We start from the raw sequence: 21,066 nt of genomic DNA on the forward strand, positions 1-21,066 counted from the left end.
CAATTCGCAGAACTGGCTTTCGTTCCAACGGTTTAATGATGAAGATCGAGGGCTGCCCGCGGCTTTGGAGCCTGCTGATTTCTTGCGGGAATCTACCTCGATGGATGGCTTCAGCCTCTTGGGCGCAAGACCCGCGTGACAAGCAGCGTGATCAGGCTGGAGATCACAATCCATATGCCGATCTCGCCGGCGAAGGCCGGTGGCCGAGGCGCCGCCGTGCCACCACCGCCAGCGTTGGCCGGCATTGTCGCTTCGGGTCTGGCCGCTGCCCCGGCGTGGGGCGACGCAGCCCGCTGGTTTGCGTCAGCCACGACCGCCGCGAGGTCGCGCCGGCTGCCTCGCCGCACCGAATAGGCGCGCGTGATCTCGGCGCCGAAGAGAAAAATCTGTGCCGAATAATAGACCCAGACCAGCACCACCATCAGCGCGCCTGCCGCGCCATAGGAGGTGGCGATGGCGCTGGTGCCGATGTACCAGCCGATCAGCGACTTGCCGATGGTGAACAGCAGCGCCGTGACCACCGCTCCGATCCCGACATCGCGCCATTTGAGCCTGCGGTCCGGCAGGACTTTGTAGATCGCCGCGAAAAGCAACGCTATCAGCACGAAGGAGACGACCGTGTTGACAGCACTGACGATGAATTCTCCGAACGGCAGGCTGCGGTTGATCAACTCGCCGAGCGCGGCGATCGCCGTGCTCGCCGCGAGCGACACCAGGAGCAGGAAGCCGAGCGCGGCCACGAGACCGAGGCTCGCCGCCCTCGCCCGCACCAGCCGCGACAGCGACACGCCGTCGGGCGTCACCTTCCAGATCTTATTGAGCGACTGCTGCATCTCGCCGAATACGCCGGACGCGGTGACGAAGAGCGTTACCAGCCCGATGAGGGTGGCCAAGGTGCCCGACCAGCGGTGCGAAGCGGTTTCGATCGTGGCCTTCAGCAGATCGGCGCTCTGCGAACCCATGACGCCGGATATCTCGGCCGACAGCGCCAGCTGGGCGGCATCGTTGCCGATGACGATGCCGGCGATCGCGACAACGATCAACAGGATCGGCGCCAGCGAGGTGGTGGCGTAGAAGGCCATCGCCGCGCCGTGGCTCAGCGCATTGTCGTTGACATAGCCGGTGACGCTCTCCTTCAGCAGTATCCAGCCTTCGTCGACCCAGCCGGGCATCTTCGCCTCACCTATTTTGGACGCGGATCCTCGAGCCAGCGCCGATGGCGGGGGAACGCCCCTGCCCGCCGCTTCTCGACCGCTTCGGCCAGGGTAAGTGCTGCATTCGTCACTTCGGCCCGGATGTCCTTGTCGGCGTCGAGCTCGTAGCGCTGCTTGATTTCGCTCTCGCCGAGACGCCGGCTCGGCATGCCCTTGCGCGGTTCGGTTTTGCCTTTGGTGGATTGCGTCTGCTTTGCCATTTGCTGTCCCGCGCCGGATACGGAGCGGGCCGGGTGGGACAAGAGCTCGACTGCCTTTTCGTTGGCCAGGGCGTGAAGCCGGAGAAACCAGCCCTGTTCTCTTTGCCACCAGGTCCGGCTGACGCGGCCCGCAAATGACAATTCGGCGCAAGACGGTTGGTTCCGGTTGAGAAAAAGGCCCGCCCGGTGCGCAGAGACAGGGTGGCAAGCGTCGGGCCGTGGGAGCCCCAGGGCCGCGGGTCCGAAGGCGTGGTGACCCGCCACCCAAAACCCCAACCGGCCAGGACGGGGTGAGTTCCGGCTGGAGCTTGCCGGCCGACCGCTTACTGCGGCGTCTGCGGCGGTACCTCGCCCGGCTTGATCACAGGCATCTCGCTGCCGGTCGGCGGCGGCGCCATCGCGTTCTGGTCACCGGTCGGTGGTGGCTTCAGCACGCCGCCGCAATTGGTGAGCTGCTTCGACAGTTCATCGGTCTCGGCCTGCTGCTTTTGCTGCTGGTCATTGGCGTCGGGCTTGGCCTGGCAGTTCTGCGCCTGCAGGTCTTTCGGCTGGGCGGCCGTCTGAGCCGTCGCCGGCAGTGCCGGGATCAGCGTGAGGGCTGCGATGAGAAGAGCTTTCTTCATGGGATCCTCCTGATGTCTCAGTAACCCCCGATGATCGGCAGGATCTCGCCGGTGATGTAGCTGGAGCATTGCGGCGAGGCCAGGAACACATAGGCCGGCGCGATCTCCTCCGGCTGTGCCGGCCGCTTCATCGGCGTCTTGGCGCCGAATTGCGAAACGTCTTGCGCCTGCTTCTCGGACGGGTTGAGCGGCGTCCAGACAGGCCCGGGCGCCACCGCGTTGACACGGATGCCCTTGCCGACAAGGTTGCCGGAGAGCGCGCGGGTGAAGGCATGGATGCCGCCCTTGGTCATCGAATAATCGACCAGTTCCTTCGACCCTTCGATGCCCGTGACCGAGCCGGTGTTGATGATCGCCGAGCCCGGTTTCATGTGCGGCACGGCTTCCTGCGCCATGTGGAAATAGCCGTAGAGATTGGTCTTCAGCGTGGTGTCGAAATGCTCCTCGGTGAGGTCGGAGAAGTCGGCCGAGTGAACCTGGAAGGCGGCGTTGTTGACCAGCACGTCCAGTCTGCCGAATGCCTTGACCGTCTGCTCGACCGCCTTGCGGCAGAAGGCGCGCTTGGCGACGTCGCCGCGCAGCGTTATGCAGCGCCGCCCCTCGGCCTCGACAGCCTGCCTGGTCACCTTGGCGTCGCGATCCTCGCTGAGATAGACGATGGCGACATCGGCGCCTTCGCGGGCGAAGAGAACGGCCACGGCGCGGCCAATGCCGGAATCGCCGCCGGTGACCAGCGCGACCTTGTCCTTGAGCTTGCCGGAACCTTGCCAGAACGGCGCGTCATAAAGCGGCGCCGGGTCGAGCGCCCATTCCTCACCTGGCTTGGGGTGGTGCTGCTTCGGGAAAGGCGGGGTCGGGTATCGACGCGCACCGGCCTGCATGGCGCCCGGCGATTTCGGCTTCACCTTGCGGCGATCGGCGGCATCGACCTTGCGCTGGACAGCCCGCTGTCTGCGCGCCGTCTTGTGCGTGTCTGTTTTCTTGCCAGCGTCTGGCTCCTGGGCCGTGTCGGTTTTCGTTCGGCTGCTGGTCGGCATGGTGGTCTCCTTTCACAAGACAACGCATGTCGGCTCAAAAGGTTGGGGTCGGCAAAGGCCGGGACTAGTTTGTCGCGCCTCGCCATGGCGGCTTGGAGATACATCAAAGTTAAATGCGGCCGCCGCCCGGCAGTGCTACCGCTTCCGTATTGGGGGGACTCTCGAGGAGGAGTCCCATGGACATTCGAATTTTTGTCGGCGGCCTTTCGGCCGCATTGCTGCGCCGGCGCGCCGCCATGCCACCGATCCCTGTCAGGGTGGTCCGTGCTTCGCTGGCCGACGTGCCGCTCAGGCCGCGCCCGCGCCCGCCGCATCGACCGGCGCCGCCTGTCCGGCCCGCGAGCAATATGTAGCCTCGGAATTTAGCCTTCGACGGGCCGGCCGGATGCAACCGTCCGGCGCAGTCATCGTTTATGGCCATCCTCAGTTTACGGTGAAACATGAAATCCTTGCCTATGAACAACCCGGTCCTTGTCCTCGCCGCCGCCATGCTCACGGCCGCGCCCTTTGTCGGCCTTGCCTGGCGCACGCGCGAATGGTTCGGATGGTGAAAGTCCGATGAGCCGTTTCCTGCCGCTCACCATCCGCTTCGTCAACGGCGGCACGATGGTGGTCACCACGGTCGCCGAAGCCAAGACGGCGCTGGCCGGAACCTGGAAGAACAAGGAGGCGGCGGATTACCTCGAAGCGGTCCGACTGGTGGACGACGCAATCGCGGGCATCTGCCGGCCGGCGATCGCCTTTGCCGCCTTCAAGAAGGCCGCCGCGCAGCAGGGCTTGCTGAAGCCAGCCCGGCCAAGTGCCGCGCTCACCATGCTGGACGAATTGTGGTCGCGCTTCAAGGCGCCGCCCGGCTAATCCATGTCGCGCAAGAGTGACCTCGGTTTTGCGAAAACCACATGCATCAAGCAACGCCCTAAAGCGCGTCGCGTGAATCCGTTTCGACGCGAAGCGCTTTAGGCACGCAAGTCCCATCTGTCCTGGCCGACCTATCTCGGCTCACGTGTCATGCTGAGATAGGTCGGATCGAACTCGGCGATCACGACCAGCCGCTCCCAATCGAGGACCGTGATCATATGGCCGGTCCAGTTGATGACGTTCATGCGGCGCAGCGTGCCGATCACCCGGTTCATATGGACGACGGAGAGGCCGAGCACGTCGGCTAGCTCGGCCTGCGACAGCGGCAGGTGGAAGCTCATCTCTTGGGTCTTCTTCACCACCTGCAGCCTGACGAACAGCTCGCATATCAGATGCGCGAGATGCGATATCTTGGAGCGGCGGCCCATGGCCACGATCCATTCGCGGTGGATGGCGCCGTCGACCAGCGTGTCCAGCCACAAAAGCCGGGTGAGATGCGGCGCCTGCTCGGTGATCGTCTTCAGCTTGCTATGCTCCGCACCCAACACATGGCAGGGCGAGAGCGCGACGATGCCGTGATCCATCGTCTTCAGCAGGAAGGCGTGCAGGTCGACAAAATCGCCCGCGACCTGGAGCGAGGTGAACTGGCGCCCACCGTCCTCCAGCACCTTGTAACGGGCGGCGAGCCCGTCGACGATCAGCGTGCTGTAGATCGGCCGCGTGCCTTCCGTGACGATATCCTCGCCGGCGGCGACATATCTTTCCAGTGACATGGCGCGGGCGAGCAGCGCCTTCTCTTCCTCCGACAGGGCGTCGTGCTGGCCGAGGTTGAGATAGAGCGATTCCAGCATCCGGCATCCTCCATTCGCAACAGCTAACGCCGCAGGCCGGGGCTGGTTGCAGGCGGCATGCGGCAAGGGCCGGCGCGCCACGGATTTCCCCTCGGGATCAACTGCCTGGAACCATGATCGCGGCCACGGATTGAACCTGCGAACCGCCTGGAACATTTCACCGATGGAACGCTACTATTTTGATCTCTATAATTCCGAGTATTGCCAGGTTGACGACCAGGGACAGCTTTTTGCCGATCGCCAGCGCGCCGGCCTGGAGGCGTTGCGCATCCTGCAGGACATTGCCCGCGATGAGGCACCGGGAGCCGAGCAGTTGAAGATCACAGTGAAGCTGCGCGACGCGAAGAAGGTGCAGATCTTCGAGGCGTCGCTGATACTGGACTCGGCCTGGACCTGAAACCCCAGCGTGCTATCCGCCGGAGGCAAGTATGTTCGCAGATTTTGAGGCATTGGAGATCGACACCGGCAAAGCAAGGATTTTCGCCCGCCGCGCCGGCAGCGGGCCCGGCCTGCTCCTGCTGCATGGCTTTCCGCAGACGCATCTGATGTGGCGCGACGTGGCGCCAAGCCTGGCGCGGGATTTCACCGTCGTCTGCGCCGATCTGCGCGGCTATGGGCAAAGCTCCTGCCCGCCATCGGCCGCCGACCATGCGCCCTACGCCAAGCGCGCCATGGCCGCCGACCTGGTGGTGCTGATGGAGATGCTCGGCTTCGAGCGCTTCATGGTCGCCGGCCATGATCGCGGCGGGCGCGTCGCCTACCGGCTGGCGCTCGACCATCCGGACCGCGTGGAAAAGCTGGCCGTGCTCGACATCATTCCCACCGCCGATGCCTGGGATCGCGCCGATGCGAGGCTGGCGCTCGGCTACTGGCCGTGGTCGCTGCTGGCGCAACCCGAGCCGCTGCCGGAGACGATGCTGGCGGCCGCCGCCGACAGTGTCGTCGACAATGCGCTTTCCGGCTGGGGGTCCGCCCCCGAGGTGTTCTCGCCCGGCATTCGGCAGGCTTATGTGGATGCGCTGCGCGACCCCGTGCACATCCACGCCATCTGCGAGGAATATCGCGCGGCGGCTTCCCTCGACCGCGAGCATGACCAAGCCGACAGGGAAGCTGGCCGGCGCATCGCCTGCCCGGTGCTGGCGCTATGGAGCGAGCATGGGGCGCTGGCCGAATGGTACGTCCAGGAGGGCGGCCCCTCGGCCCTGTGGCGAAACTGGGCGGACGATGTCAGCAGCGGCGCCTTGCCGGGCGGTCACTTCTTTCCGGAGGAGTCGCCAATCGAAACGGCGGCCACGCTCGACGCATTCTTTTCCGGAAGATAGGAACCTTTCTTTCCAGGAAAAGGCGCCGTCCGACTCACACAAGCATCAGCCAAACAATCGGCAAGGCCGCCAGGCCGATTGCCATGGCAATGAGCGTGGCATGGCCGAGACGCTCGGCGCGCCTGGCAATGTCGGCGACCTCATCCTCGCTGTTGATGGCATCGAGGAAGGAAAGGTCGGCAAGGGTGGCGCGGTCGTTGTCATTGGCAGGCAGGCTTTCGGCGTCCTGCCGGACGGGCTTTGCAGAGATATAGGTCAAAACGTCGTCTCGCTCCGAAGCCGGCTGCGCGGCCTTCTTGTTGTTGGATATTGGTGCCCGCCAAAATTGCGCGGGTGGCGATTGGCGGGCACCAGCATGGCCGGCGATGGAGGGGGCTTTTCTCGTCGGCCGCTCACCAATTCGCAGAAATCACATTGGTTGCACAAGCCAGCCCAATGCGTTGGACGGGTCGGACTTCAGTCTGACCCGCGTCACGAAAATGTTTCGGCAGGACCGTCGGCTGCCGGCGCCTGCTTCGCGAACGCTGTTTCCCTGCCGGCTCCCATCCGCGATGGAACCTCTTCCCCGCCCCCCAGTTCAGCTTAGGACCGGTCGCCCAAAGGGCAGCCATGGCCGCAGGATATTCCAATGGAGGCATCAATGTCCTTGCATACACTTCATCCCGAACGGGTAGATGAGGCCCGCATGCAGGCCTATTCGGCTTTCGCCCCTGCCCTCATCAACGCGCTGATGCAGCGGCTGGCGAAATGCCAGGGTATGAAAGAGCTGGGCGAGGTCGAGAAGTCGCTTGTCCGGCTGGTGGAGGATTCCGATCTCGCGGGACCGCATGGCGAAGCGATGAAGGAATTCGCCATCGAGCTCGTCGTGTCGACGCTGCGCAACGTGCGTGAGCATCCCGACGCCAAGCACGATCTGGAAGAGATCGACGGCCGTCGCACCGAAGGCCGTTCGGAGAATCCGGACACGCTGGAAGAACAGTTGCAGTCCGGCCTCGAGGACAGTTTTCCGGCAAGCGATCCGCCGGCCGTGGTCTCGACCGCGATCACCGGCGGCGCCAAGGACATTGTCGGCACTGACGAGGTGTTGCGCCGCAAGAAGGAAGCGCGGCGCAAGGAGCCGGACACGGCAGGCTGATAGAAAAATCGAAGGAGATCTGCGATGACCCGGGCAAACGACAAGATCCCACACCGGCCGGGCGCTGCTCATGCGCCGGCGACCGACACCTTGCCGACCAAGGGCGGCGACGATCCAGACGTGCGGTTCCTGGCGGAGAACACCGATCTGTCGCCGAAGCAGGCGCGGGAGCTGATCCGCGAGCACGGACATGATCGCGGCAAGCTGCTCGAGATCGCGCGAACCATGAAGGCGGAGGGCTGACCGCCTTCCAAGTTGATGGAGGGCAATGACCCTCCGGAAGCGAGGTTGAGATGAGCAATTCACCGAAAACCGGACGCCCTGGAACCTCCGATCAATGGCCGCGCTGGGAAGGCCCGAAGGCAAACAAGCCGCGCGGCTACCTGCCGGCCAAGGACGATCCCGACAAAAACCGCGACGCGGCCGGCGAAAACAACAAGGATCCGGAACGGTCCGATCTTGGCGACGTCGCAAAGCAGAAGAAATCCTGAGGACAATTTCATTCAGCGCAACAAGGAGCAAGATAATGCCACGTGGCGACAAATCGAAATACACCGACAAGCAGGAACGCAAGGCCGACCACATCGCGGAAGGTTACGAGAAGCGCGGCGTTTCCGAAAAGGAAGCCGAGCGGCGCGCCTGGGCGACCGTCAACAAGGACGACGCCGGCGGCAAGAAGGAAGGCGGCTCGGGCCGCGGCAAGCACACCGGCAACCCCGCCGCGCACAAGGGCGGCAGGATGGGCGGCAAGGCGTCGGGCGAGCGATCCGCGGCCGAGCGCTCGGCCTCGGCGAGGAAAGCTGCGGCGACGCGCAAGCGGAATGCGGAGCACGCGCATCATTGAAGCCTTCCCCTTCTCCCCTTGTGGGAGAAGGTGGATCGGCGCGCAGCGCCGAGACGGATGAGGGGTGCTCCAGCGGAGTGAAACGTCGGCATTTCCTGGAGCACCCCTCATCCGGCCGCTTCGCGGCCACCTTCTCCCACAAGGGGGAGAAGGGAGAAACCTACAGCGGCATCTCAGACGTCTGCTTGATCGTCTGGCTGGGCACATCCGTCTTGACGTTCTGCACGCCCTTGATGCGGCTCAGATGCTCCGATTGGAAGCGGCGGTAGTCGTCGATGCCGGCAGCCACGATCCGCACCATGGCGTCGCAGTCGCCCAGCATCAGATAGCATTCCATCACTTCGGGGAATTTCGCCACCTCGGCGGCGAAATGCTCGATCGTGTCCTCGTCCTGCTGCTTCAGCCAGATGCGGGTGAAGAAGGTCTGGGCGCGGCCGATCTTGGCCGGGTTGAGGACGGCGACATAGCGGTCGATGACGCCGGCCTCCTCCAGCAGCTTGACGCGCCTCAGGCAAGGCGACGGCGACAGGCCGACTTCCCTGGCCAGATCGTTGTTGGCCATGCGCCCGTCGCGCTGCAAGGCGCGCAGGATGCGTCTGTCGATCTCATCCAGCTTCATGGTTCCAGATTCCAATCTTTTGCCTGACCACGCTACCCAATGCCAAATCGTGGCAGAAACGACGCATCTTCGCAACCCGATTGCCGAGCGTTTCGGCTATTGTCCAGCGACCGATAACCCACAACCGACCGGGAGAACGGCGGCCGCGAGGCCAGCCGAAGGCAAGGCCATGAGCATTTTCGAGATCGCCCTCGCCGAGGGCAAGGGCGCCAATGGGCGCGGTGCGGAGTTCCGGCGCGGGCTTGCCGCCTCGACGCCGGTGCTGCTCGGCATCATCCCCTATGCGCTGGTGCTTGGCGCACAGGCCGCGCAGAAAGGCCTGAGCGTGGTGGAGGTGCCGCTGATGACCGGCCTCAATTTCGCCGGCGGCTCGGAATTCGCCGCAATCCAGCTCTGGACCTCGCCGCCGCATATCCTTCTGATCGCCGCCATTACGCTGCTGGTCAACAGTCGGCATTTCCTGATGGGCGCGGCACTTGCGCCGTTCATCAACCACCTGCCGAAGCGGCAGGTTTTTCCGGCGCTGTTCCTGATGTGCGACGAGAGCTGGGCCGTGGGCCTGGCCGATGCGCGGCGCCGCGCCGCCACCGGCATGCGGCCGGCCTTCAGCCTGGCCTATTATCTGGGCGCCGCCCTGCCCTTCTACCTCGCCTGGGTCGCATTCACGACCTGCGGCGCAGCGCTCGGCCCGGTGCTTGGCGACGTCGAGAAATACGGTTTTGCGATGGCCTTCCCGGCCGTCTTCCTGGTGCTGCTGAGCGGCATGTGGAAGGGCTTTGCCGCGGCGCGGCCCTGGCTGGTCAGCCTGGTCGTGGCGGCGCTCACTTATCTCATCGTCCCTGGCGCCTGGTACGTGGCGGCCGGCGCGCTTTCCGGACTGGTTGCCGCGTGGTTTCTGGCAGGTGGGAAATGATCGATCCGACGACCGTGCTCGCCATCCTGGCGATGGCTGGCGTGACCTATCTGACCCGCATCGGCGGCTATGTGGTGCTGAGGAACCGCACGCTCAGCCCGCGCGCCACGGCGGTGATGGAAGCCGCGCCCGGCTGCGTCCTGATCTCGGTAATCGCGCCGGACTTCGTCTCCAAGAACCCGGCGGACCTCGCCGCCCTGGCCATCACGCTGCTTGCCGCGACCAGGCTGTCGATGCTGCCGACCGTGGTGATCGGGGTGGCTTCGGCCGGCGTGTTGCGGTGGCTGATGGGTTAGCCGGCCTCAGCCGCCGTAGAGCCCGAGCTCGTCCGGACGGATCGAGGCGGCGTCGCCTTCGCCGTGCCCGCCCGCGTTCTGTTTCAACGTGGCATCCAGCCTGTGGTTGTCGCTGCCTTGCGGATCGGCGACCGCGTTGACGAGCGTATCGAGGGGAACGCCAAGCTGGTCCAGGCCAAGCTGCCTTTCGATCTTGGGGACCGCCGACGGCGATTGCCGTTTCAACGCTTCGACGGCGTTCTTGATCGCCGAACCATAGGAAGACACCGAATCGTAATCAGTCTGATCGACGCCAAACTCCTTGCCCGCGCGCTGCATCAGCCGGACCTTCGTCGCCGTGATGTTGAGGCTGTCGAGACTGAACATGGATGCCGAGATCGCGGGCTCCGCCGGCATGAGCGGCGAAGCAGCGGGACCGGAGGCGCTGTCGATGGTCGCGACGAGATTGTCCGCCGGCCTAGCCATTGGCGGCAGACGTTGCTGCTGCAGGATTACAAGAGCGGTGTTGAGCGTCGAAGACATCGCCGGGTCTCGCGAGCGCCCGTCCGTCATGGATCGGACGCCGGACAGTCGAGCCAAGACGTCATGTCCGAGCACAGCGTTTCACAGGCAATAAGCCCAGTGTCCTAAGAGTTCGATAGAACGATGGTTCACCTTTTAACGATGAGCCGCGTCGTCTTCGCTCAATCCCGAAGCTCAGTCGTCGCCGCCGCCATCATGGCTGCCGCTGTCGCCGCCACTATCATGGCCGCCGCTGTCGCCGCCTCCGTCGTGGCTGCCATCGTCCCCGCCTTCGTGGTCGCCGTCGTGATCGTCGCCCTGATGATCGCCATCTTCGCCTTGGTCGCCTTCATGCGAACCGGAAGCGGCGCCGTCACCCTTATGCCCGGCCTCGTCATTCTCGGCGGCCTCATGGTCGTCGCCGACGCTGGATGTATTGACCTGATCGTCATCATCGCCGGCCGTGGACGCCGCCGCCACCCCGCCGCCGTTATCCGAGCCTGCATGGGATGGCTGCGTGGCGAAGATGCCGAGCAGGCCGATTGCGGTTGCCGCAAGCAAGGGAAGGGTTTTCATCCAGGCGCTCCCATTTTGTGAGCTCGGATCATCATCGCACCCGATTACGGCGCCCTTAAGCGAGTAACTGCAATTTTAGCAACCGCTTATTTTACGCCCAGCCTGGCATGCGGCCGTTTCGGCGACACAGTGCCGCCGACGGCTCTCGCCACGATCGCCTCCAGCGGCTCGGGCCGGTGCAGGAAATAGCCCTGGCCATAGGCGACGCCCATGCCCATGAGAATCTCCAGCGCGCCTTTCTCCTCGACTTTCTCCGCCACCACCTCAGCGCCCATCGAGCGGGCGATGCCGGTGATCGCCGAGACGATCTCGCGGTCGAAGCGGCTGTCGGCGATGTGCTCGACGAAGGAGCCGTCGATCTTGATGGCGTCGATGGGGAAGCGCCGCAGATACTCGAACGAGCTCATGCCGGCGCCGAAATCGTCGAGGCTGACGCGGCACTGGCGCTGCCTGGCCTTGCGCACGAACTCCGCCGCGGCGTCGAAATTGGTGACGGCGGCGGTCTCGGTGATCTCGAAGCCGATGGTCGACGGCGGCGCGCCGCTTTCGGCGATGGCCTCGTCGACGAAATCCCAGAGCTGCGGATCGGAAAGCGTCTGCGCCGACAGGTTGAAGTCGAGCGAGATGGCGCCCGCGCGCATCGCATCGCCGTGGCGCGTCAGCGCGGTGCGGATGATCCAGCGGTCGAGCCGGGCGGCAAGGCCGAAGCGTTCGGCGACCGGCATGAAGTCGCCGGGCGGGATCATCTTGCCGTTGCGGCCTTCGAGCCTGGCCAGCACCTCGACATGGCGGCTGTCTTCCCATGGCTGGCAGAGCTTGTGGATTTCCTGGCCGTAAAGCTTCAGCCGGCCGTCCTCCATCGCGTCGACCAGGTCGGCGGCAAGCCGCGCGGCGTTGAGGCCACTGGAGCCGGCAACCGACTCCGGCGAGAACACGGCGAAACGGTCGCGGCCGCCAGCCTTGGCGGCGTAGCAGGCATCGTCGGCGCAGGCGAGCGCGTCGGCCACGCTCATGTTGCGGTCGCGCACGAAGGCGATGCCGATGCTGGCGGCAAGCCGACGCGAGGTGACGGCCGAGCCGAGATCGGCATCGCGCACCGCGGCAAGCACGGCACGGGCAAGATGCTCGGCACAGGCGTCATTGCAGTTCGGCACCATCAGCGCGAATTCGTCGCCGCCGAGCCGCGCCGCATGCGCCGACGCTGGCAGGCTGGCCAGGATGCCCGCCGCGACGCTCTTCAGCGCCAAGTCGCCGGCGGCATGGCCGGCATAGTCGTTAAGCGCCTTGAAGTAGTCGAGGTCGACATAAAACACCGCAAGCGGCAGGCGCTCGGCCATGGCGATGTTCTCGGCAAGCAGCCGGTCGAAGGCCGAGCGGTTGAGCAGCCCGGTCAGGGCGTCGTGACGCGCGGCAAAGGCAAGCCCCTCGGCACGCATCTTCTCCTCGGTGATGTCACGCACGGTGCCCAGCACCTGGCCGGCCGAGCCGACATCGGCGACGAAGCGCACCAGCGATTCGAGATGGCGGACCTGGCCGTCGCGCCGGATGATGCGGTATTGCGAGGCCACGACATCGTTGGAGCCGGTAGGCAGCAGGTGAGCGCGCTCGGTGGCTTCCTTGTCGTCGGGATGCAGGAAGGTATGCCAGAGGTCGGCGGGGACCTCATCCTTGTCGGCAACGAGGCCGAATATCTCGCGGCTGCGTGCGTCCCAATAGCTTTTGCTGGTGCCAATGTCGTGGTGCCAGATGCCGGTCCCGCTGGCGGCGAGCGCCAGGCGGAAGCGGATATTGACCTGTTCGAGCGCCGCCTCGGCCTCTTTCTGCCGGGTGATGTCGGTCTGCACGCCCATCAGCTTGAGCGGCTTGCCGTCGGCGTCCCATTCGACAATGCCGCCGCGGTCGAGCACCCAGACCCAATGACCGTCCTTGTGGCGCAGCCTGAGCTCTGTCTCGATGGATTCGACGAGGCCGGCGATATGGCGGTCGCCGCTTTCCTGCGCGCGCTGGCGGTCGTCGGGATGGGTGAGCTTCAGCCAAAGATCGGACGTGTTGGCGAGTTCGCCGGCCTCATAGCCGAGCATCTTCGACCAGGTCGGCGAATAGTAGCAATCGCCGGTCGACAGATTCCAGTCCCACAGGCCCAGATGAGCGCGGTCGAGCGCCAGTGCCCAGAACTTGCCGTTGCGTTTATCGTCGTCCGCCATTCTTTGTTCTTGCCGTCCCGTCCCGGCAATACTGCACGAAAGCAGAGAAGAAAGGGTTACCGGGTGGAGCCGGCGGGGTGAGCATGTCCGATGGAATGGCCAGGCGGCATGGCGCCGCCTGGCGGTCCCTTCCTACTGGCTCGGCGCCATCGCGTGCTCGCACGAGACTTTCGGGTTCATGTCGGCGAAGGTGCCGGTCGGGTTGCCCTTCCAGGCCCAGACATGCAGCTCATAGAACTCGCCCAGACCGTAGCGGTTGGGCGCGCTGTTGAAGTTGAACAGCTGGCCATCGAGCGATGCCGGACCCTTCGAGGTGATGTATTCGACCGCCACGAGCTTCAATGTGCCGTCCGCCATCGGCTCGTACATCACGGCTTCGGGACGGCCGATATCGATCTTGTCGTCCTTCAGATACTGGCCGTTGACGTAGTGGATGCCCATGGCGCCGCCGGTGATGCCGCTGGCGCAAGGGATGGGGCGCATAACCCTCGGCCGTCGCGGCCTTGACGTCGAGAAACCGGCTGTTGGCCGCTCGTACCTTGCCGGCCAGCGGGCTGGCGCCAGGCACGGAGGGAGTCGCCTCCTGGTGTGCTTGAGCGAGGGTTGTGCAGGCCGACAGCAGTGCAGCGGCCATGAGAAGCCTGTTCCAAAAATCTGGTGTCATGTTCGTTCCATTCTTCCTGAGAAAGCCCGGCTGGCCGGCCGCCGGAAATACGGCGGCGCGGCAGGCAAGCGCCGGGGCTGTTTGTGCATGATGATCCCGGGTTCGATGCGGCTGCCGCCGCTCATCCCTTCGGCAGGTATGAAATCGTTCCGGCCAGATCGGTGTTGTCGATCAGTTGGAAACGGCTGTCGCTGCCACCCTGACGGGCCGTCACGAAGGGGGCGTAGGCCGGATCGTTGGTGAAGGCGCGGGCCGCCGCTTCCGACGGGAACGCCATCAATGCGATCAGCGTGGTGTCGAGCGGCTTACCCTCGAGCGTCCTCACATTGCCGCTGCGCGCCAGATATTTGCCGCCATGCTTGTGAACGAGGTCGTGCACCGAAGCGGCGTAGTCGGGTATCCATTTCGGGTCTTTCACCTTGATGTCTGCGATAAGGTAAGCGGTCATGGGTAGTCTCCTGGTTGCGGCGCATGGGGATATCCCGTGCATCCGGCCATGGACTCGCATGGCAGTGCCCACGCCAACCAGTCCGCGATCTGTACCGGGCCGGTACAGTTTCTGTACTCGCGGCTTCATTCATGAAGCGCTAATGTTCGCTCCTGCTGCGAGGGAGGGACCCGGTCATGGCTCAGCACGGATACAAGCAGTTCTGCCCGCTATCGATGGCCGCCGAGGTGCTGTGCACCCGCTGGACGATGGTGCTGATGCGTGAGCTGGTGGCGGGCTCGACCCGCTTCAACGACCTGCGACGCGGCGTGCCGAAGATGTCGCCAACCCTTCTGTCGCAACGGCTCAAGGAACTGGAACTGGCCGGGATCGTCGAGCGCAGGGAAGTCCCCGGCGAGAAGGGCATCTTCGACTATCGGCTGACCGAGGCGGGCCGCGATTTGCGCCCCGTGGTCGAGGCGATGGGGTTTTGGGGACAGAAATGGGTTGAGTCGCGGCTGTCGCTGAAGAATCTCGATCCGTCGCTGCTGATGTGGGACATGCGGCGCAACCTGAACCCCTCGCCGCTGCCCGAAGGACGGACCGTGATACAATTTCTGTATCAGGATCTCCCGGCGTCGAAACGCTCGTGGTGGCTGGTCGTGGAGAAGCATGGCGAGGTCGATCTGTGCTGGTACGACCCGGGCTTCGAGGTCGACCTCTACGTCTCGACCGACCTGCACACGATGACGGCGATCTGGATGGGGCTGCTCACCGTCGAGAAGGCCGGCGCGAAGGTCGCGTTGACCGGCGACAAGGCCATCGGCAGGAAGATGCAGACCTGGCTCGGCCTGAGCCCGTTCGCGGTGGAACCCAAGCGCGCGGCGTAGCGCTGTTGACGACAGGCGGCGCCGGCGGCCACCACCTTCGCCAGCAACTCAGCCTTCCCCGCCTCGCGCCCGTCCCAGCCATCGCGCATAGATCTCGCCGACGATCCCGCGCCGGAAGACCAGCACGCAGATCATGAAGATCAGGCCGGTGGCGATGGTCACCGGGAAGCCGGACGTCGCGAGCGTGTTTTCGAGCCCGACGACCAGGCCCGCGCCGACCGCCGGGCCGACCATGGTGCCGATGCCGCCGAGCAGCGTCATCAGGATCACCTCGCCCGACATCTGCCAGGTGACGTCGGTGAGCGTGGCGAACTGGAAGACGATCGCCTTGGTCGCGCCGGCAAAGCCGGCAAGAGCCGCCGACATGACGAAGGCGGAGAGCTTGTAGCGGTCGACGGAATAGCCCAGCGAAATGGCGCGGTTCTCGTTCTCGCGGATGGAGCGCAGGATCATGCCGAAGGGCGAGTTGACGATGCGCCAGATGGCGAAGACGCCGATCAGGAAGACGGCAAGCACGAAGAAGTACATGTTCATCGGCTGGTTGAGGTCGACGACGCCGAAGAGATGGCCGCGCGGAACGCCCTGGATGCCGTCCTCGCCCTCGGTGAAGGGCGCCTGGACGCAGAAGAAGTAGAACATCTGCGCCAGCGCCAGCGTGATCATCGAGAAATAGATGCCCTGTCGGCGGATGGCGAGGAAGCCCATCACGAGACCCATTCCCGCGGCGCCCGCAGTACCGAGCAGGATGCCGGCCTCGGGCGGCCAGCCCCAGGCTTTCACGGCATAGGCGCAGAAATAGGCAGCGCCGCCGAAGAAGGCGGCGTGGCCGAAGGAAAGCAGGCCGGTGTAGCCGAGCAAAAGGTTGAAGGCGCAGGCAAACAGCGCGAAGCACAGCATTTTCATGACGAAGATCGGGTAGATGACGAAGGGCGCGGCGATCAGCGCCACGATGCCCAGCGCCACCAGCGCTCGTTCCAGCCTGACGGAGGCAGCGGCGCGTTCCTGGTGAAGGGTCGCCTCGCTCATCTCAGGCGTCCCTTCCGAACAGGCCGGCCGGCCGCAGCAAAAGCACGATCGCCATGATGACGAAGACGACGAGGTTCGAGGCTTCCGGATAAAACACCTTGGTCAGGCCCTCGGCGAGGCCGAGCATATAGCCGGTGACGATGGCGCCAAGGATCGAGCCCATGCCGCCGACCACGACGACGGCAAAGACGACGATGATGAGGTCCGAGCCCATCAGCGGGCTGACCTGATAGACCGGCGCGGCGAGAATGCCGGCGAGACCCGCAAGCGCCGCGCCCAGCCCGTAGGTGAGCGTGAGCAGCAACGGCACGTTGACGCCGAAGGCCTGCACCAGCTCCGGGTTTTCTGTGGCGGCACGGAGATAGGAGCCGAGCCTGGTCTTCTCGATCAGCAGCCAGGTGCCGATGCAGACGACGAGCGAGGCGACAACCACCCAGCCGCGATAATTGGGCAGGAACATGAAGCCGAGATTGGTGCCGCCGGCAAGCAGCGCAGGCACCGCGTATGGATTGCCGGAAACGCCGTAATAATAGCGGAACACGCCTTCGATGACCAAGGCGAGGCCGAAGGTGAAGAGCAGGCCGTAAAGCGGGTCGAGACGGTAGAGCCGCGACAGGGCAAGGCGCTCGACCACCATGCCGAACAGGCCGACGATAAGCGGCACCAGGACCAGCGCCGGCCAGTAGCCAATACCCGAATGCACCAGCAGCAGATAGCCGATGAAGGCGCCGAGCATATAGAGCGCGCCATGGGCGAAGTTGATGATGCGCAGCAGGCCGAAGATGACGGCGAGGCCAAGGCTGAGCATGGCATAGAACGAGCCGTTGATGAGACCCACCAAGAGCTGACCGAGCAAGGCCTGGATGGGGATGCCGAAGACCGTCAACATGGCGTCATCATACCCCCAGCACCTCGTGCAGCTTGTCGGTGTGCGCTGAAAGCTGGCCGACGGCAAAACCTTCCACCACCTTGCCGTGGTCCATCAGGTAGAAGCGGTCGGCGATGCGGGAGGCGAAGCGGAAATTCTGCTCGACCAGCAGGATGGTCATGCCGCGCTTCTTCAGCGTCGCCAGCAACTCGCCGATGCGCTGCACGATGACCGGCGCGAGGCCCTCGGTCGGCTCGTCGAGCAAAAGCATCTCGACGCCGGTCCTGAGGATCCGAGCGATCGCCAGCATCTGTTGCTCGCCGCCGGAGAGTTTCGTGCCCTGGCTGTTGCGGCGTTCCTTGAGGTTGGGGAAGAGCTCGAAGATCTCCTCCACGCTCATGCCGCCCTTGGCGACGACCGGAGGCAGGATCAGGTTCTCGTCGACGGTCAGCGTCGCGAAGATGCCGCGCTCCTCCGGCACGAAGCCGATGCCCTGATGCGCGACGCGGTGCAGCGGCAGGCGGATCAGATCCTTGCCGTTGAAGGTGACGGAGCCGGTGCGCTTGCCGAGCAGCCCCATGACGGCGCGCAGCGTCGTCGTCTTGCCGACGCCGTTGCGGCCAAGCAGCGTGACGGTCTCGCCGCGGAAGACGTCGAGATCGACGCCATGCAGCGCATGGCCCTCGCCATACCAGGCGTGGAGATCGCGCACGGCAAGCAGCGGCTCACTCATGCCCGGCCCTCATCGTGCTCCGTCCCCATGTAAGCGACGCGCACGCGCTCGTCCTGGCTGACGGTGGCGTAATCGCCGGTGGCGAGTACCTGGCCGCGCTGCATGACGGTGATCCAATCGCAGAGATCGGCGACGACGGTGAGGTTGTGCTCGACCATCAGCACGGCGCGGTCCTTGGCCAGCGAGCGGATGATGCCGGAGATCATGCCGACATCCTCATGCCCCATGCCGGCCATCGGCTCGTCGAGCAGAAGCACCTTCGGGTCGAGCGCCAGCGTGGTGGCGATCTCCAGCACGCGCTTGCGGCCATAGGAGAGATCGCCGGCGAGACGATGCGCGGCATCATCGAGGCCGACGATGGCGAGCAGCTCGCGCGCCCTCGGCGTCAACGCGTCCAGCGCGGAGACCGGGCGCCAGAACTGGTAGCCCAGCCCGCCCGGGCGCTGAAGTGCCACGCGCACATTGTCGAGCACGGAGAGGTGCGGAAAGATCGCCGATATCTGGAATGAGCGGACGAGGCCCATGCGCGCCACCTTCGCCGGCGGCGTGCGGGTGATGTCGGTGCCGAGCAATTCGATCCTGCCGCTGGTCGGCTGCAGGAATTTGGTCAAGAGGTTGAAGATCGTGGTCTTGCCGGCGCCGTTCGGGCCGATGAGGGCATGGATCCTGGCGTGATGGACGTCGAGGTCGACATCCTTCACCGCGACGAAGCCGGCGAAATCGCGCCTGAGGCCGCGGGCGGAAAGCACCACCCGCGGCATCTGTTCTTTTCCGTCCGGACGGGCGGCGGTGGCGGTGTCGAGCGTCACTTGGTGACGAGCGGGCAGCCGCTTTCCTCGGCCTTCATGAAGGCTTTGTCGCCCGGAATGGTCGCCAGGTAGTTGTAGTAGTCCCAGTCCTTCTTGCTCTCCTCAGGCTTCTTGACCTGGTAGAGATACATGTCGTGCACCATCGAGCCGTCGGCCTGCACCTTGCCGTTGGCGGTGAAGACGTCGTTGACCGGCATTTCATGCAGTTGCTTGGCCACCGCTTCGGTCTCGTCGGTGCCGGCCTTGTCGATGGCTTTCAGATACTGCGTCACCGCCGAATACGTGCCGGCCTGGATCATGTTGGGCATGCGGTTGGTGCGCTTGAAGAATTTTTGGGCGAAGTCGCGGCTCTTGTCGTCACGGTCCCAGTAATAGCCTTCGGTCAGCACCACGCCCTGCGCCGCCTGCAGGCCGAGGCCGTGCACTTCGGCCAGCGTGAAGAGGAGCGCGGCCAACCGCTGGCCACCGGCAACGATGCCGAACTCGGCGGCCTGCTTGATCGAGTTCGAGGTGTCGAGGCCGGCATTGGCAAGCCCGACGATCTTGGCGCCGGAGGACTGCGCCTGCAAAAGGAAGGAGGAATAGTCGGTGGAGCCGAGCGGATAGCGCACCTCGCCCAGCACCTTGCCGCCGCTCGCCTCGACCAGCTTGGCGGTCTGGTCCTTCAGCGAATAGCCGAAGGCGTAGTCGACGGTGATGAAATACCAGCTGTCGCCGCCCTGCTTGACGAGTTCGCCGCCGGTCCCGACCGCCTGGGAGTGCGTATCATAGGCCCAGTGGAAGCCATAGGGCGAGCATTGCTTGCCGGTGAGATCGGTGGAGGCGGCGCCGGTGACGATGTCGATCTTCTTCTTTTCCTTGGAAAGCCCCTGGACCGCCAAAGCCACCGAAGACGTCGTGAGCTCCATGATCGCGTCGACCTGCTCGGTGTCGTACCACTGGCGCGCGATGTTGGAGGCGATGTCGGCCTTGTTCTGGTGGTCGGCGCTGACGATCTCGATCGGCGCGCCCTGCACCTTGCCGCCGAAATCCTCGACCGCCATCTTGGCTGCCTCGACCGACCATTTGCCGCCGAAATCGGCGTAGACGCCCGACTGGTCGTTGAGGATGCCGATCTTGACCTTTCCGTCGGAAATTTCGCCAGCCGCCGCCGGCATTGCGGATGCCGCAATGAGCGCGGCCGAGACGAGATAGGATGCTTTCACTGGTGGTTCCTCCCTTGTGGTCAGCCACGGGAAACGCGGCGGACCTCGCAATGGTTCAACAGTTTCGTCCGGAACTTGGATCTGGGCCTGATCCCGCTGCCATTCCTCCTCTTGCGGGACCGGACCGCCAGGTGCCTGGGATGCGTGCAAGGCGAACCTAGCATCACATTTCGGCGGCAGAGAATGCTATTTTCGTAGCATGGAGGATGGGCCGTCAGGTGATGACTGGCTTACGAATCCGATTCCAATTCTCGGTGTCGCATCACCACGGCAGTCGCTTGCCGTCGCGGAAAAAGCCGCCGGTCGGACCGTCGTCCGGCAAGGTCGCGGCCCAGACGATGCCCGCCGCGCCTTGCGCCACGGGACGGCCGCCGGGGCCGCCCATGTCGGTCGCGACCCAGCCGGGGCAGATCGAGTTGACCAGCACACCGGCGCTGTGGAGCTCGGCTGCCAGGATGCAAGTCAGCGCGTTGAGCGTCGCCTTGCTGGTCGAGTAAGCCGGCGCGCCGGCGCCCATCGAGGCGAGCGAGCCGCCTTCCGACGAGACGTTGACCAGCCGGCCGTGGCCGGAGGCGCCAAGCAGCGGCGCGAAGGCGACAGCGGCGCGCCAGGCACCGAAGACATTGGTCTCGAAAGCCTCGCGGATCACCGTCCAGTCGGGCTCGAGCGCCCGCGCCGAGGGCTCGTAGTGGATCGCGGCATTGTTGACCAACACGTCGAGCCGGCCGAACCGGCGCCCGACCTCGGCCGCCGCATGCGCGGCTGCTTCGGGCGCGGCGACATCCAATGCGATCGCCTCGACGTTGCCGCCAAGCCCCTTCGCCGAAGCCTCACCCTTGGCGGGGTCGCGCACGCCGATGAGCACGGTGAAACCGAGTTCTGCGAGTTGGCGGGCCGTCTCCAGGCCGATGCCACGGTTGCCGCCGGTGACGAGCGCCACCTTGCCGGAATGATTTGCCTTGCCGGTCATTGCTCCTGCTCCTTCGGTTCCCTGTATCGACTGCAGGATCGCATCGATCGCACCGTCTGATTAGGGTGAAGAGTTCGCAATCATTATGCAGCGGCGTGCATGAATGGGCGCCGAGCGTACCAAAACGACTGGGCGACGGTGTCGAGCGTGGCCCCAGACGCAATCCGGAAACAAGATTCAACAGTCGGGAAAAACTCGCGAAAAGACCGGCTGTCATAAACGGCACCGGAGCAGCCGAACGATTGCGGCGCGCGACAACCCGATAGATCTTCGAAAGGAAT

At 64.8% G+C, this 21,066-nt stretch carries 28 protein-coding genes and 1 pseudogene; 11 read left to right on the forward strand and 18 right to left on the reverse strand.

Features of this window, described 5'->3' with window-relative positions; genetic code table 11:
* Positions 1–110: 110 nt before the first annotated feature.
* From RFM98_RS08775 to RFM98_RS08790, 4 genes are all read right to left on the reverse strand, one after another.
* Positions 111–1,172: a YihY/virulence factor BrkB family protein gene (locus RFM98_RS08775; RefSeq protein WP_320308488.1), complete on the reverse strand. Its 1,062-nt coding sequence runs from the start codon at positions 1,170–1,172 to the stop codon at positions 111–113.
* A gap of 11 nt (positions 1,173–1,183) precedes the next feature.
* Positions 1,184–1,414 carry a hypothetical protein gene (locus tag RFM98_RS08780; protein WP_320308489.1) on the reverse strand — a complete coding sequence of 77 codons (231 nt, stop codon included), beginning with the start codon at positions 1,412–1,414 and terminating at the stop codon, positions 1,184–1,186.
* A gap of 323 nt (positions 1,415–1,737) precedes the next feature.
* Entirely contained in the window at positions 1,738–2,037 is a 300-nt protein-coding gene (locus RFM98_RS08785) for a hypothetical protein (protein WP_320308490.1), read from the reverse strand.
* Between the two features lie 17 nt (positions 2,038–2,054).
* Positions 2,055–3,074, reverse strand: a complete 1,020-nt coding sequence (locus RFM98_RS08790; protein ID WP_320308491.1) for an SDR family oxidoreductase — start codon at positions 3,072–3,074, stop codon at positions 2,055–2,057.
* A gap of 176 nt (positions 3,075–3,250) precedes the next feature.
* Between RFM98_RS08790 and RFM98_RS08795 the strand changes: the two genes are divergently transcribed.
* A complete protein-coding gene (locus RFM98_RS08795; RefSeq protein WP_320216225.1) occupies positions 3,251–3,427 on the forward strand; it encodes a hypothetical protein in 177 nt (58 codons plus the stop codon).
* Between the two features lie 205 nt (positions 3,428–3,632).
* Positions 3,633–3,932, forward strand: a complete 300-nt coding sequence (locus RFM98_RS08800; RefSeq protein ID WP_320308492.1) for a DUF982 domain-containing protein — start codon at positions 3,633–3,635, stop codon at positions 3,930–3,932.
* Between the two features lie 131 nt (positions 3,933–4,063).
* On the opposite strand, the gene RFM98_RS08805 is transcribed toward RFM98_RS08800, so the two are convergent.
* Positions 4,064–4,783 carry a Crp/Fnr family transcriptional regulator gene (locus RFM98_RS08805; protein ID WP_320308493.1) on the reverse strand — a complete coding sequence of 240 codons (720 nt, stop codon included), beginning with the start codon at positions 4,781–4,783 and terminating at the stop codon, positions 4,064–4,066.
* Between the two features lie 163 nt (positions 4,784–4,946).
* On the opposite strand from RFM98_RS08805, the gene RFM98_RS08810 reads away from it, so the two are divergent.
* Complete coding sequence (locus RFM98_RS08810; protein ID WP_320308494.1) at positions 4,947–5,180, forward strand: DUF6894 family protein; 234 nt, start codon at positions 4,947–4,949, stop codon at positions 5,178–5,180.
* Between the two features lie 31 nt (positions 5,181–5,211).
* On the forward strand, positions 5,212–6,105 hold the full coding sequence (locus RFM98_RS08815) for an alpha/beta fold hydrolase (RefSeq protein WP_320308495.1): 894 nt from the start codon (positions 5,212–5,214) through the stop codon (positions 6,103–6,105).
* A gap of 34 nt (positions 6,106–6,139) precedes the next feature.
* On the opposite strand, the gene RFM98_RS08820 is transcribed toward RFM98_RS08815, so the two are convergent.
* Complete coding sequence (locus RFM98_RS08820) at positions 6,140–6,364, reverse strand: hypothetical protein (protein ID WP_320308496.1); 225 nt, start codon at positions 6,362–6,364, stop codon at positions 6,140–6,142.
* Positions 6,365–6,745: 381 nt separating this feature from the next.
* Between RFM98_RS08820 and RFM98_RS08825 the strand changes: the two genes are divergently transcribed.
* From RFM98_RS08825 to RFM98_RS08840, 4 genes are read left to right on the forward strand one after another with little or no spacing between them, the layout of a single operon-like run.
* On the forward strand, positions 6,746–7,240 hold the full coding sequence (locus RFM98_RS08825) for a hypothetical protein (RefSeq protein ID WP_320308497.1): 495 nt from the start codon (positions 6,746–6,748) through the stop codon (positions 7,238–7,240).
* 24 nt (positions 7,241–7,264) lie between these two features.
* Positions 7,265–7,483: a hypothetical protein gene (locus RFM98_RS08830; RefSeq protein ID WP_320308498.1), complete on the forward strand. Its 219-nt coding sequence runs from the start codon at positions 7,265–7,267 to the stop codon at positions 7,481–7,483.
* A gap of 50 nt (positions 7,484–7,533) precedes the next feature.
* Entirely contained in the window at positions 7,534–7,731 is a 198-nt protein-coding gene (locus tag RFM98_RS08835; protein WP_320308499.1) for a hypothetical protein, read from the forward strand.
* Positions 7,732–7,766: 35 nt separating this feature from the next.
* Entirely contained in the window at positions 7,767–8,084 is a 318-nt protein-coding gene (locus RFM98_RS08840; protein WP_320308500.1) for a plasmid stabilization protein, read from the forward strand.
* A gap of 160 nt (positions 8,085–8,244) precedes the next feature.
* Here RFM98_RS08840 and RFM98_RS08845 read toward each other — a convergent pair whose 3' ends face one another.
* Entirely contained in the window at positions 8,245–8,703 is a 459-nt protein-coding gene (locus RFM98_RS08845) for an Lrp/AsnC family transcriptional regulator (RefSeq protein ID WP_320308501.1), read from the reverse strand.
* 169 nt (positions 8,704–8,872) lie between these two features.
* Here RFM98_RS08845 and RFM98_RS08850 point away from each other — a divergent pair, with 169 nt between their 5' ends.
* A complete protein-coding gene (locus RFM98_RS08850; RefSeq protein WP_320308502.1) occupies positions 8,873–9,616 on the forward strand; it encodes an AzlC family ABC transporter permease in 744 nt (247 codons plus the stop codon).
* Positions 9,613–9,912: an AzlD family protein gene (locus tag RFM98_RS08855; protein WP_320308503.1), complete on the forward strand. Its 300-nt coding sequence runs from the start codon at positions 9,613–9,615 to the stop codon at positions 9,910–9,912. The genes RFM98_RS08850 and RFM98_RS08855 overlap by 4 nt, the downstream gene beginning before the upstream one ends.
* 6 nt (positions 9,913–9,918) lie before the next feature.
* Here RFM98_RS08855 and RFM98_RS08860 read toward each other — a convergent pair whose 3' ends face one another.
* The 5 genes and pseudogenes from RFM98_RS08860 to RFM98_RS08880 all read right to left on the reverse strand — a co-directional run bounded on the left by RFM98_RS08860 (position 9,919) and on the right by RFM98_RS08880 (position 14,305).
* Positions 9,919–10,434: a hypothetical protein gene (locus RFM98_RS08860; protein WP_320308504.1), complete on the reverse strand. Its 516-nt coding sequence runs from the start codon at positions 10,432–10,434 to the stop codon at positions 9,919–9,921.
* Positions 10,435–10,608: 174 nt separating this feature from the next.
* Positions 10,609–10,989, reverse strand: a complete 381-nt coding sequence (locus RFM98_RS08865; RefSeq protein WP_320308505.1) for a hypothetical protein — start codon at positions 10,987–10,989, stop codon at positions 10,609–10,611.
* A gap of 86 nt (positions 10,990–11,075) precedes the next feature.
* Positions 11,076–13,193 carry an EAL domain-containing protein gene (locus tag RFM98_RS08870; protein ID WP_320308506.1) on the reverse strand — a complete coding sequence of 706 codons (2,118 nt, stop codon included), beginning with the start codon at positions 13,191–13,193 and terminating at the stop codon, positions 11,076–11,078.
* Between the two features lie 132 nt (positions 13,194–13,325).
* A pseudogene (locus tag RFM98_RS08875) lies at positions 13,326–13,857 on the reverse strand (hypothetical protein).
* A gap of 121 nt (positions 13,858–13,978) precedes the next feature.
* The gene (locus tag RFM98_RS08880; protein WP_320216242.1) at positions 13,979–14,305 is read right to left on the reverse strand and encodes a DUF1330 domain-containing protein; all 327 of its coding nucleotides are present in this window, start codon (positions 14,303–14,305) and stop codon (positions 13,979–13,981) included.
* 176 nt (positions 14,306–14,481) lie between these two features.
* Between RFM98_RS08880 and RFM98_RS08885 the strand changes: the two genes are divergently transcribed.
* Positions 14,482–15,174 carry a winged helix-turn-helix transcriptional regulator gene (locus RFM98_RS08885; protein ID WP_320308507.1) on the forward strand — a complete coding sequence of 231 codons (693 nt, stop codon included), beginning with the start codon at positions 14,482–14,484 and terminating at the stop codon, positions 15,172–15,174.
* 48 nt (positions 15,175–15,222) lie between these two features.
* On the opposite strand, the gene RFM98_RS08890 is transcribed toward RFM98_RS08885, so the two are convergent.
* From RFM98_RS08890 to RFM98_RS08915, 6 genes are all read right to left on the reverse strand, one after another.
* Complete coding sequence (locus tag RFM98_RS08890) at positions 15,223–16,200, reverse strand: branched-chain amino acid ABC transporter permease (RefSeq protein WP_320308508.1); 978 nt, start codon at positions 16,198–16,200, stop codon at positions 15,223–15,225.
* Position 16,201: 1 nt separating this feature from the next.
* Positions 16,202–17,089 (reverse strand): branched-chain amino acid ABC transporter permease, encoded by an 888-nt coding sequence (locus RFM98_RS08895; RefSeq protein ID WP_320308509.1) that lies wholly within the window; start codon positions 17,087–17,089, stop codon positions 16,202–16,204.
* A 7-nt stretch (positions 17,090–17,096) separates the two neighbouring features.
* A complete protein-coding gene (locus RFM98_RS08900) occupies positions 17,097–17,801 on the reverse strand; it encodes an ABC transporter ATP-binding protein (RefSeq protein ID WP_320308510.1) in 705 nt (234 codons plus the stop codon).
* Positions 17,798–18,562: an ABC transporter ATP-binding protein gene (locus tag RFM98_RS08905; RefSeq protein WP_320308586.1), complete on the reverse strand. Its 765-nt coding sequence runs from the start codon at positions 18,560–18,562 to the stop codon at positions 17,798–17,800. The genes RFM98_RS08900 and RFM98_RS08905 overlap by 4 nt, the downstream gene beginning before the upstream one ends.
* 44 nt (positions 18,563–18,606) lie before the next feature.
* Positions 18,607–19,815 carry an ABC transporter substrate-binding protein gene (locus RFM98_RS08910; protein WP_320308511.1) on the reverse strand — a complete coding sequence of 403 codons (1,209 nt, stop codon included), beginning with the start codon at positions 19,813–19,815 and terminating at the stop codon, positions 18,607–18,609.
* Positions 19,816–20,077: 262 nt separating this feature from the next.
* The gene (locus tag RFM98_RS08915) at positions 20,078–20,785 is read right to left on the reverse strand and encodes an SDR family NAD(P)-dependent oxidoreductase (protein WP_320308512.1); all 708 of its coding nucleotides are present in this window, start codon (positions 20,783–20,785) and stop codon (positions 20,078–20,080) included.
* Positions 20,786–21,066: the final 281 nt, after the last annotated feature.

Origin of the sequence: Mesorhizobium australafricanum, assembly GCF_033977265.1 — a bacterium.
Lineage (GTDB): Bacteria > Pseudomonadota > Alphaproteobacteria > Rhizobiales > Rhizobiaceae > Mesorhizobium > Mesorhizobium australafricanum.

Bases quoted from the DNA above. Each gene is read 5' to 3' on its own strand.
- RFM98_RS08775 (WP_320308488.1), bottom strand. From the start codon at position 1,172: ATGCCCGGCTGGGTCGACGAAGGCTGGATACTGCTGAAGGAGAGCGTC.
- RFM98_RS08780 (WP_320308489.1), bottom strand. From the start codon at position 1,414: ATGGCAAAGCAGACGCAATCCACCAAAGGCAAAACCGAACCGCGCAAG.
- RFM98_RS08785 (WP_320308490.1), bottom strand. From the start codon at position 2,037: ATGAAGAAAGCTCTTCTCATCGCAGCCCTCACGCTGATCCCGGCACTG.
- RFM98_RS08790 (WP_320308491.1), bottom strand. From the start codon at position 3,074: ATGCCGACCAGCAGCCGAACGAAAACCGACACGGCCCAGGAGCCAGAC.
- RFM98_RS08795 (WP_320216225.1), top strand. From the start codon at position 3,251: ATGGACATTCGAATTTTTGTCGGCGGCCTTTCGGCCGCATTGCTGCGC.
- RFM98_RS08800 (WP_320308492.1), top strand. From the start codon at position 3,633: ATGAGCCGTTTCCTGCCGCTCACCATCCGCTTCGTCAACGGCGGCACG.
- RFM98_RS08805 (WP_320308493.1), bottom strand. From the start codon at position 4,783: ATGCTGGAATCGCTCTATCTCAACCTCGGCCAGCACGACGCCCTGTCG.
- RFM98_RS08810 (WP_320308494.1), top strand. From the start codon at position 4,947: ATGGAACGCTACTATTTTGATCTCTATAATTCCGAGTATTGCCAGGTT.
- RFM98_RS08815 (WP_320308495.1), top strand. From the start codon at position 5,212: ATGTTCGCAGATTTTGAGGCATTGGAGATCGACACCGGCAAAGCAAGG.
- RFM98_RS08825 (WP_320308497.1), top strand. From the start codon at position 6,746: ATGTCCTTGCATACACTTCATCCCGAACGGGTAGATGAGGCCCGCATG.
- RFM98_RS08830 (WP_320308498.1), top strand. From the start codon at position 7,265: ATGACCCGGGCAAACGACAAGATCCCACACCGGCCGGGCGCTGCTCAT.
- RFM98_RS08835 (WP_320308499.1), top strand. From the start codon at position 7,534: ATGAGCAATTCACCGAAAACCGGACGCCCTGGAACCTCCGATCAATGG.
- RFM98_RS08840 (WP_320308500.1), top strand. From the start codon at position 7,767: ATGCCACGTGGCGACAAATCGAAATACACCGACAAGCAGGAACGCAAG.
- RFM98_RS08845 (WP_320308501.1), bottom strand. From the start codon at position 8,703: ATGAAGCTGGATGAGATCGACAGACGCATCCTGCGCGCCTTGCAGCGC.
- RFM98_RS08850 (WP_320308502.1), top strand. From the start codon at position 8,873: ATGAGCATTTTCGAGATCGCCCTCGCCGAGGGCAAGGGCGCCAATGGG.
- RFM98_RS08855 (WP_320308503.1), top strand. From the start codon at position 9,613: ATGATCGATCCGACGACCGTGCTCGCCATCCTGGCGATGGCTGGCGTG.
- RFM98_RS08860 (WP_320308504.1), bottom strand. From the start codon at position 10,434: ATGTCTTCGACGCTCAACACCGCTCTTGTAATCCTGCAGCAGCAACGT.
- RFM98_RS08865 (WP_320308505.1), bottom strand. From the start codon at position 10,989: ATGAAAACCCTTCCCTTGCTTGCGGCAACCGCAATCGGCCTGCTCGGC.
- RFM98_RS08870 (WP_320308506.1), bottom strand. From the start codon at position 13,193: ATGGCGGACGACGATAAACGCAACGGCAAGTTCTGGGCACTGGCGCTC.
- RFM98_RS08880 (WP_320216242.1), bottom strand. From the start codon at position 14,305: ATGACCGCTTACCTTATCGCAGACATCAAGGTGAAAGACCCGAAATGG.
- RFM98_RS08885 (WP_320308507.1), top strand. From the start codon at position 14,482: ATGGCTCAGCACGGATACAAGCAGTTCTGCCCGCTATCGATGGCCGCC.
- RFM98_RS08890 (WP_320308508.1), bottom strand. From the start codon at position 16,200: ATGAGCGAGGCGACCCTTCACCAGGAACGCGCCGCTGCCTCCGTCAGG.
- RFM98_RS08895 (WP_320308509.1), bottom strand. From the start codon at position 17,089: ATGTTGACGGTCTTCGGCATCCCCATCCAGGCCTTGCTCGGTCAGCTC.
- RFM98_RS08900 (WP_320308510.1), bottom strand. From the start codon at position 17,801: ATGAGTGAGCCGCTGCTTGCCGTGCGCGATCTCCACGCCTGGTATGGC.
- RFM98_RS08905 (WP_320308586.1), bottom strand. From the start codon at position 18,562: ATGCCGCGGGTGGTGCTTTCCGCCCGCGGCCTCAGGCGCGATTTCGCC.
- RFM98_RS08915 (WP_320308512.1), bottom strand. From the start codon at position 20,785: ATGACCGGCAAGGCAAATCATTCCGGCAAGGTGGCGCTCGTCACCGGC.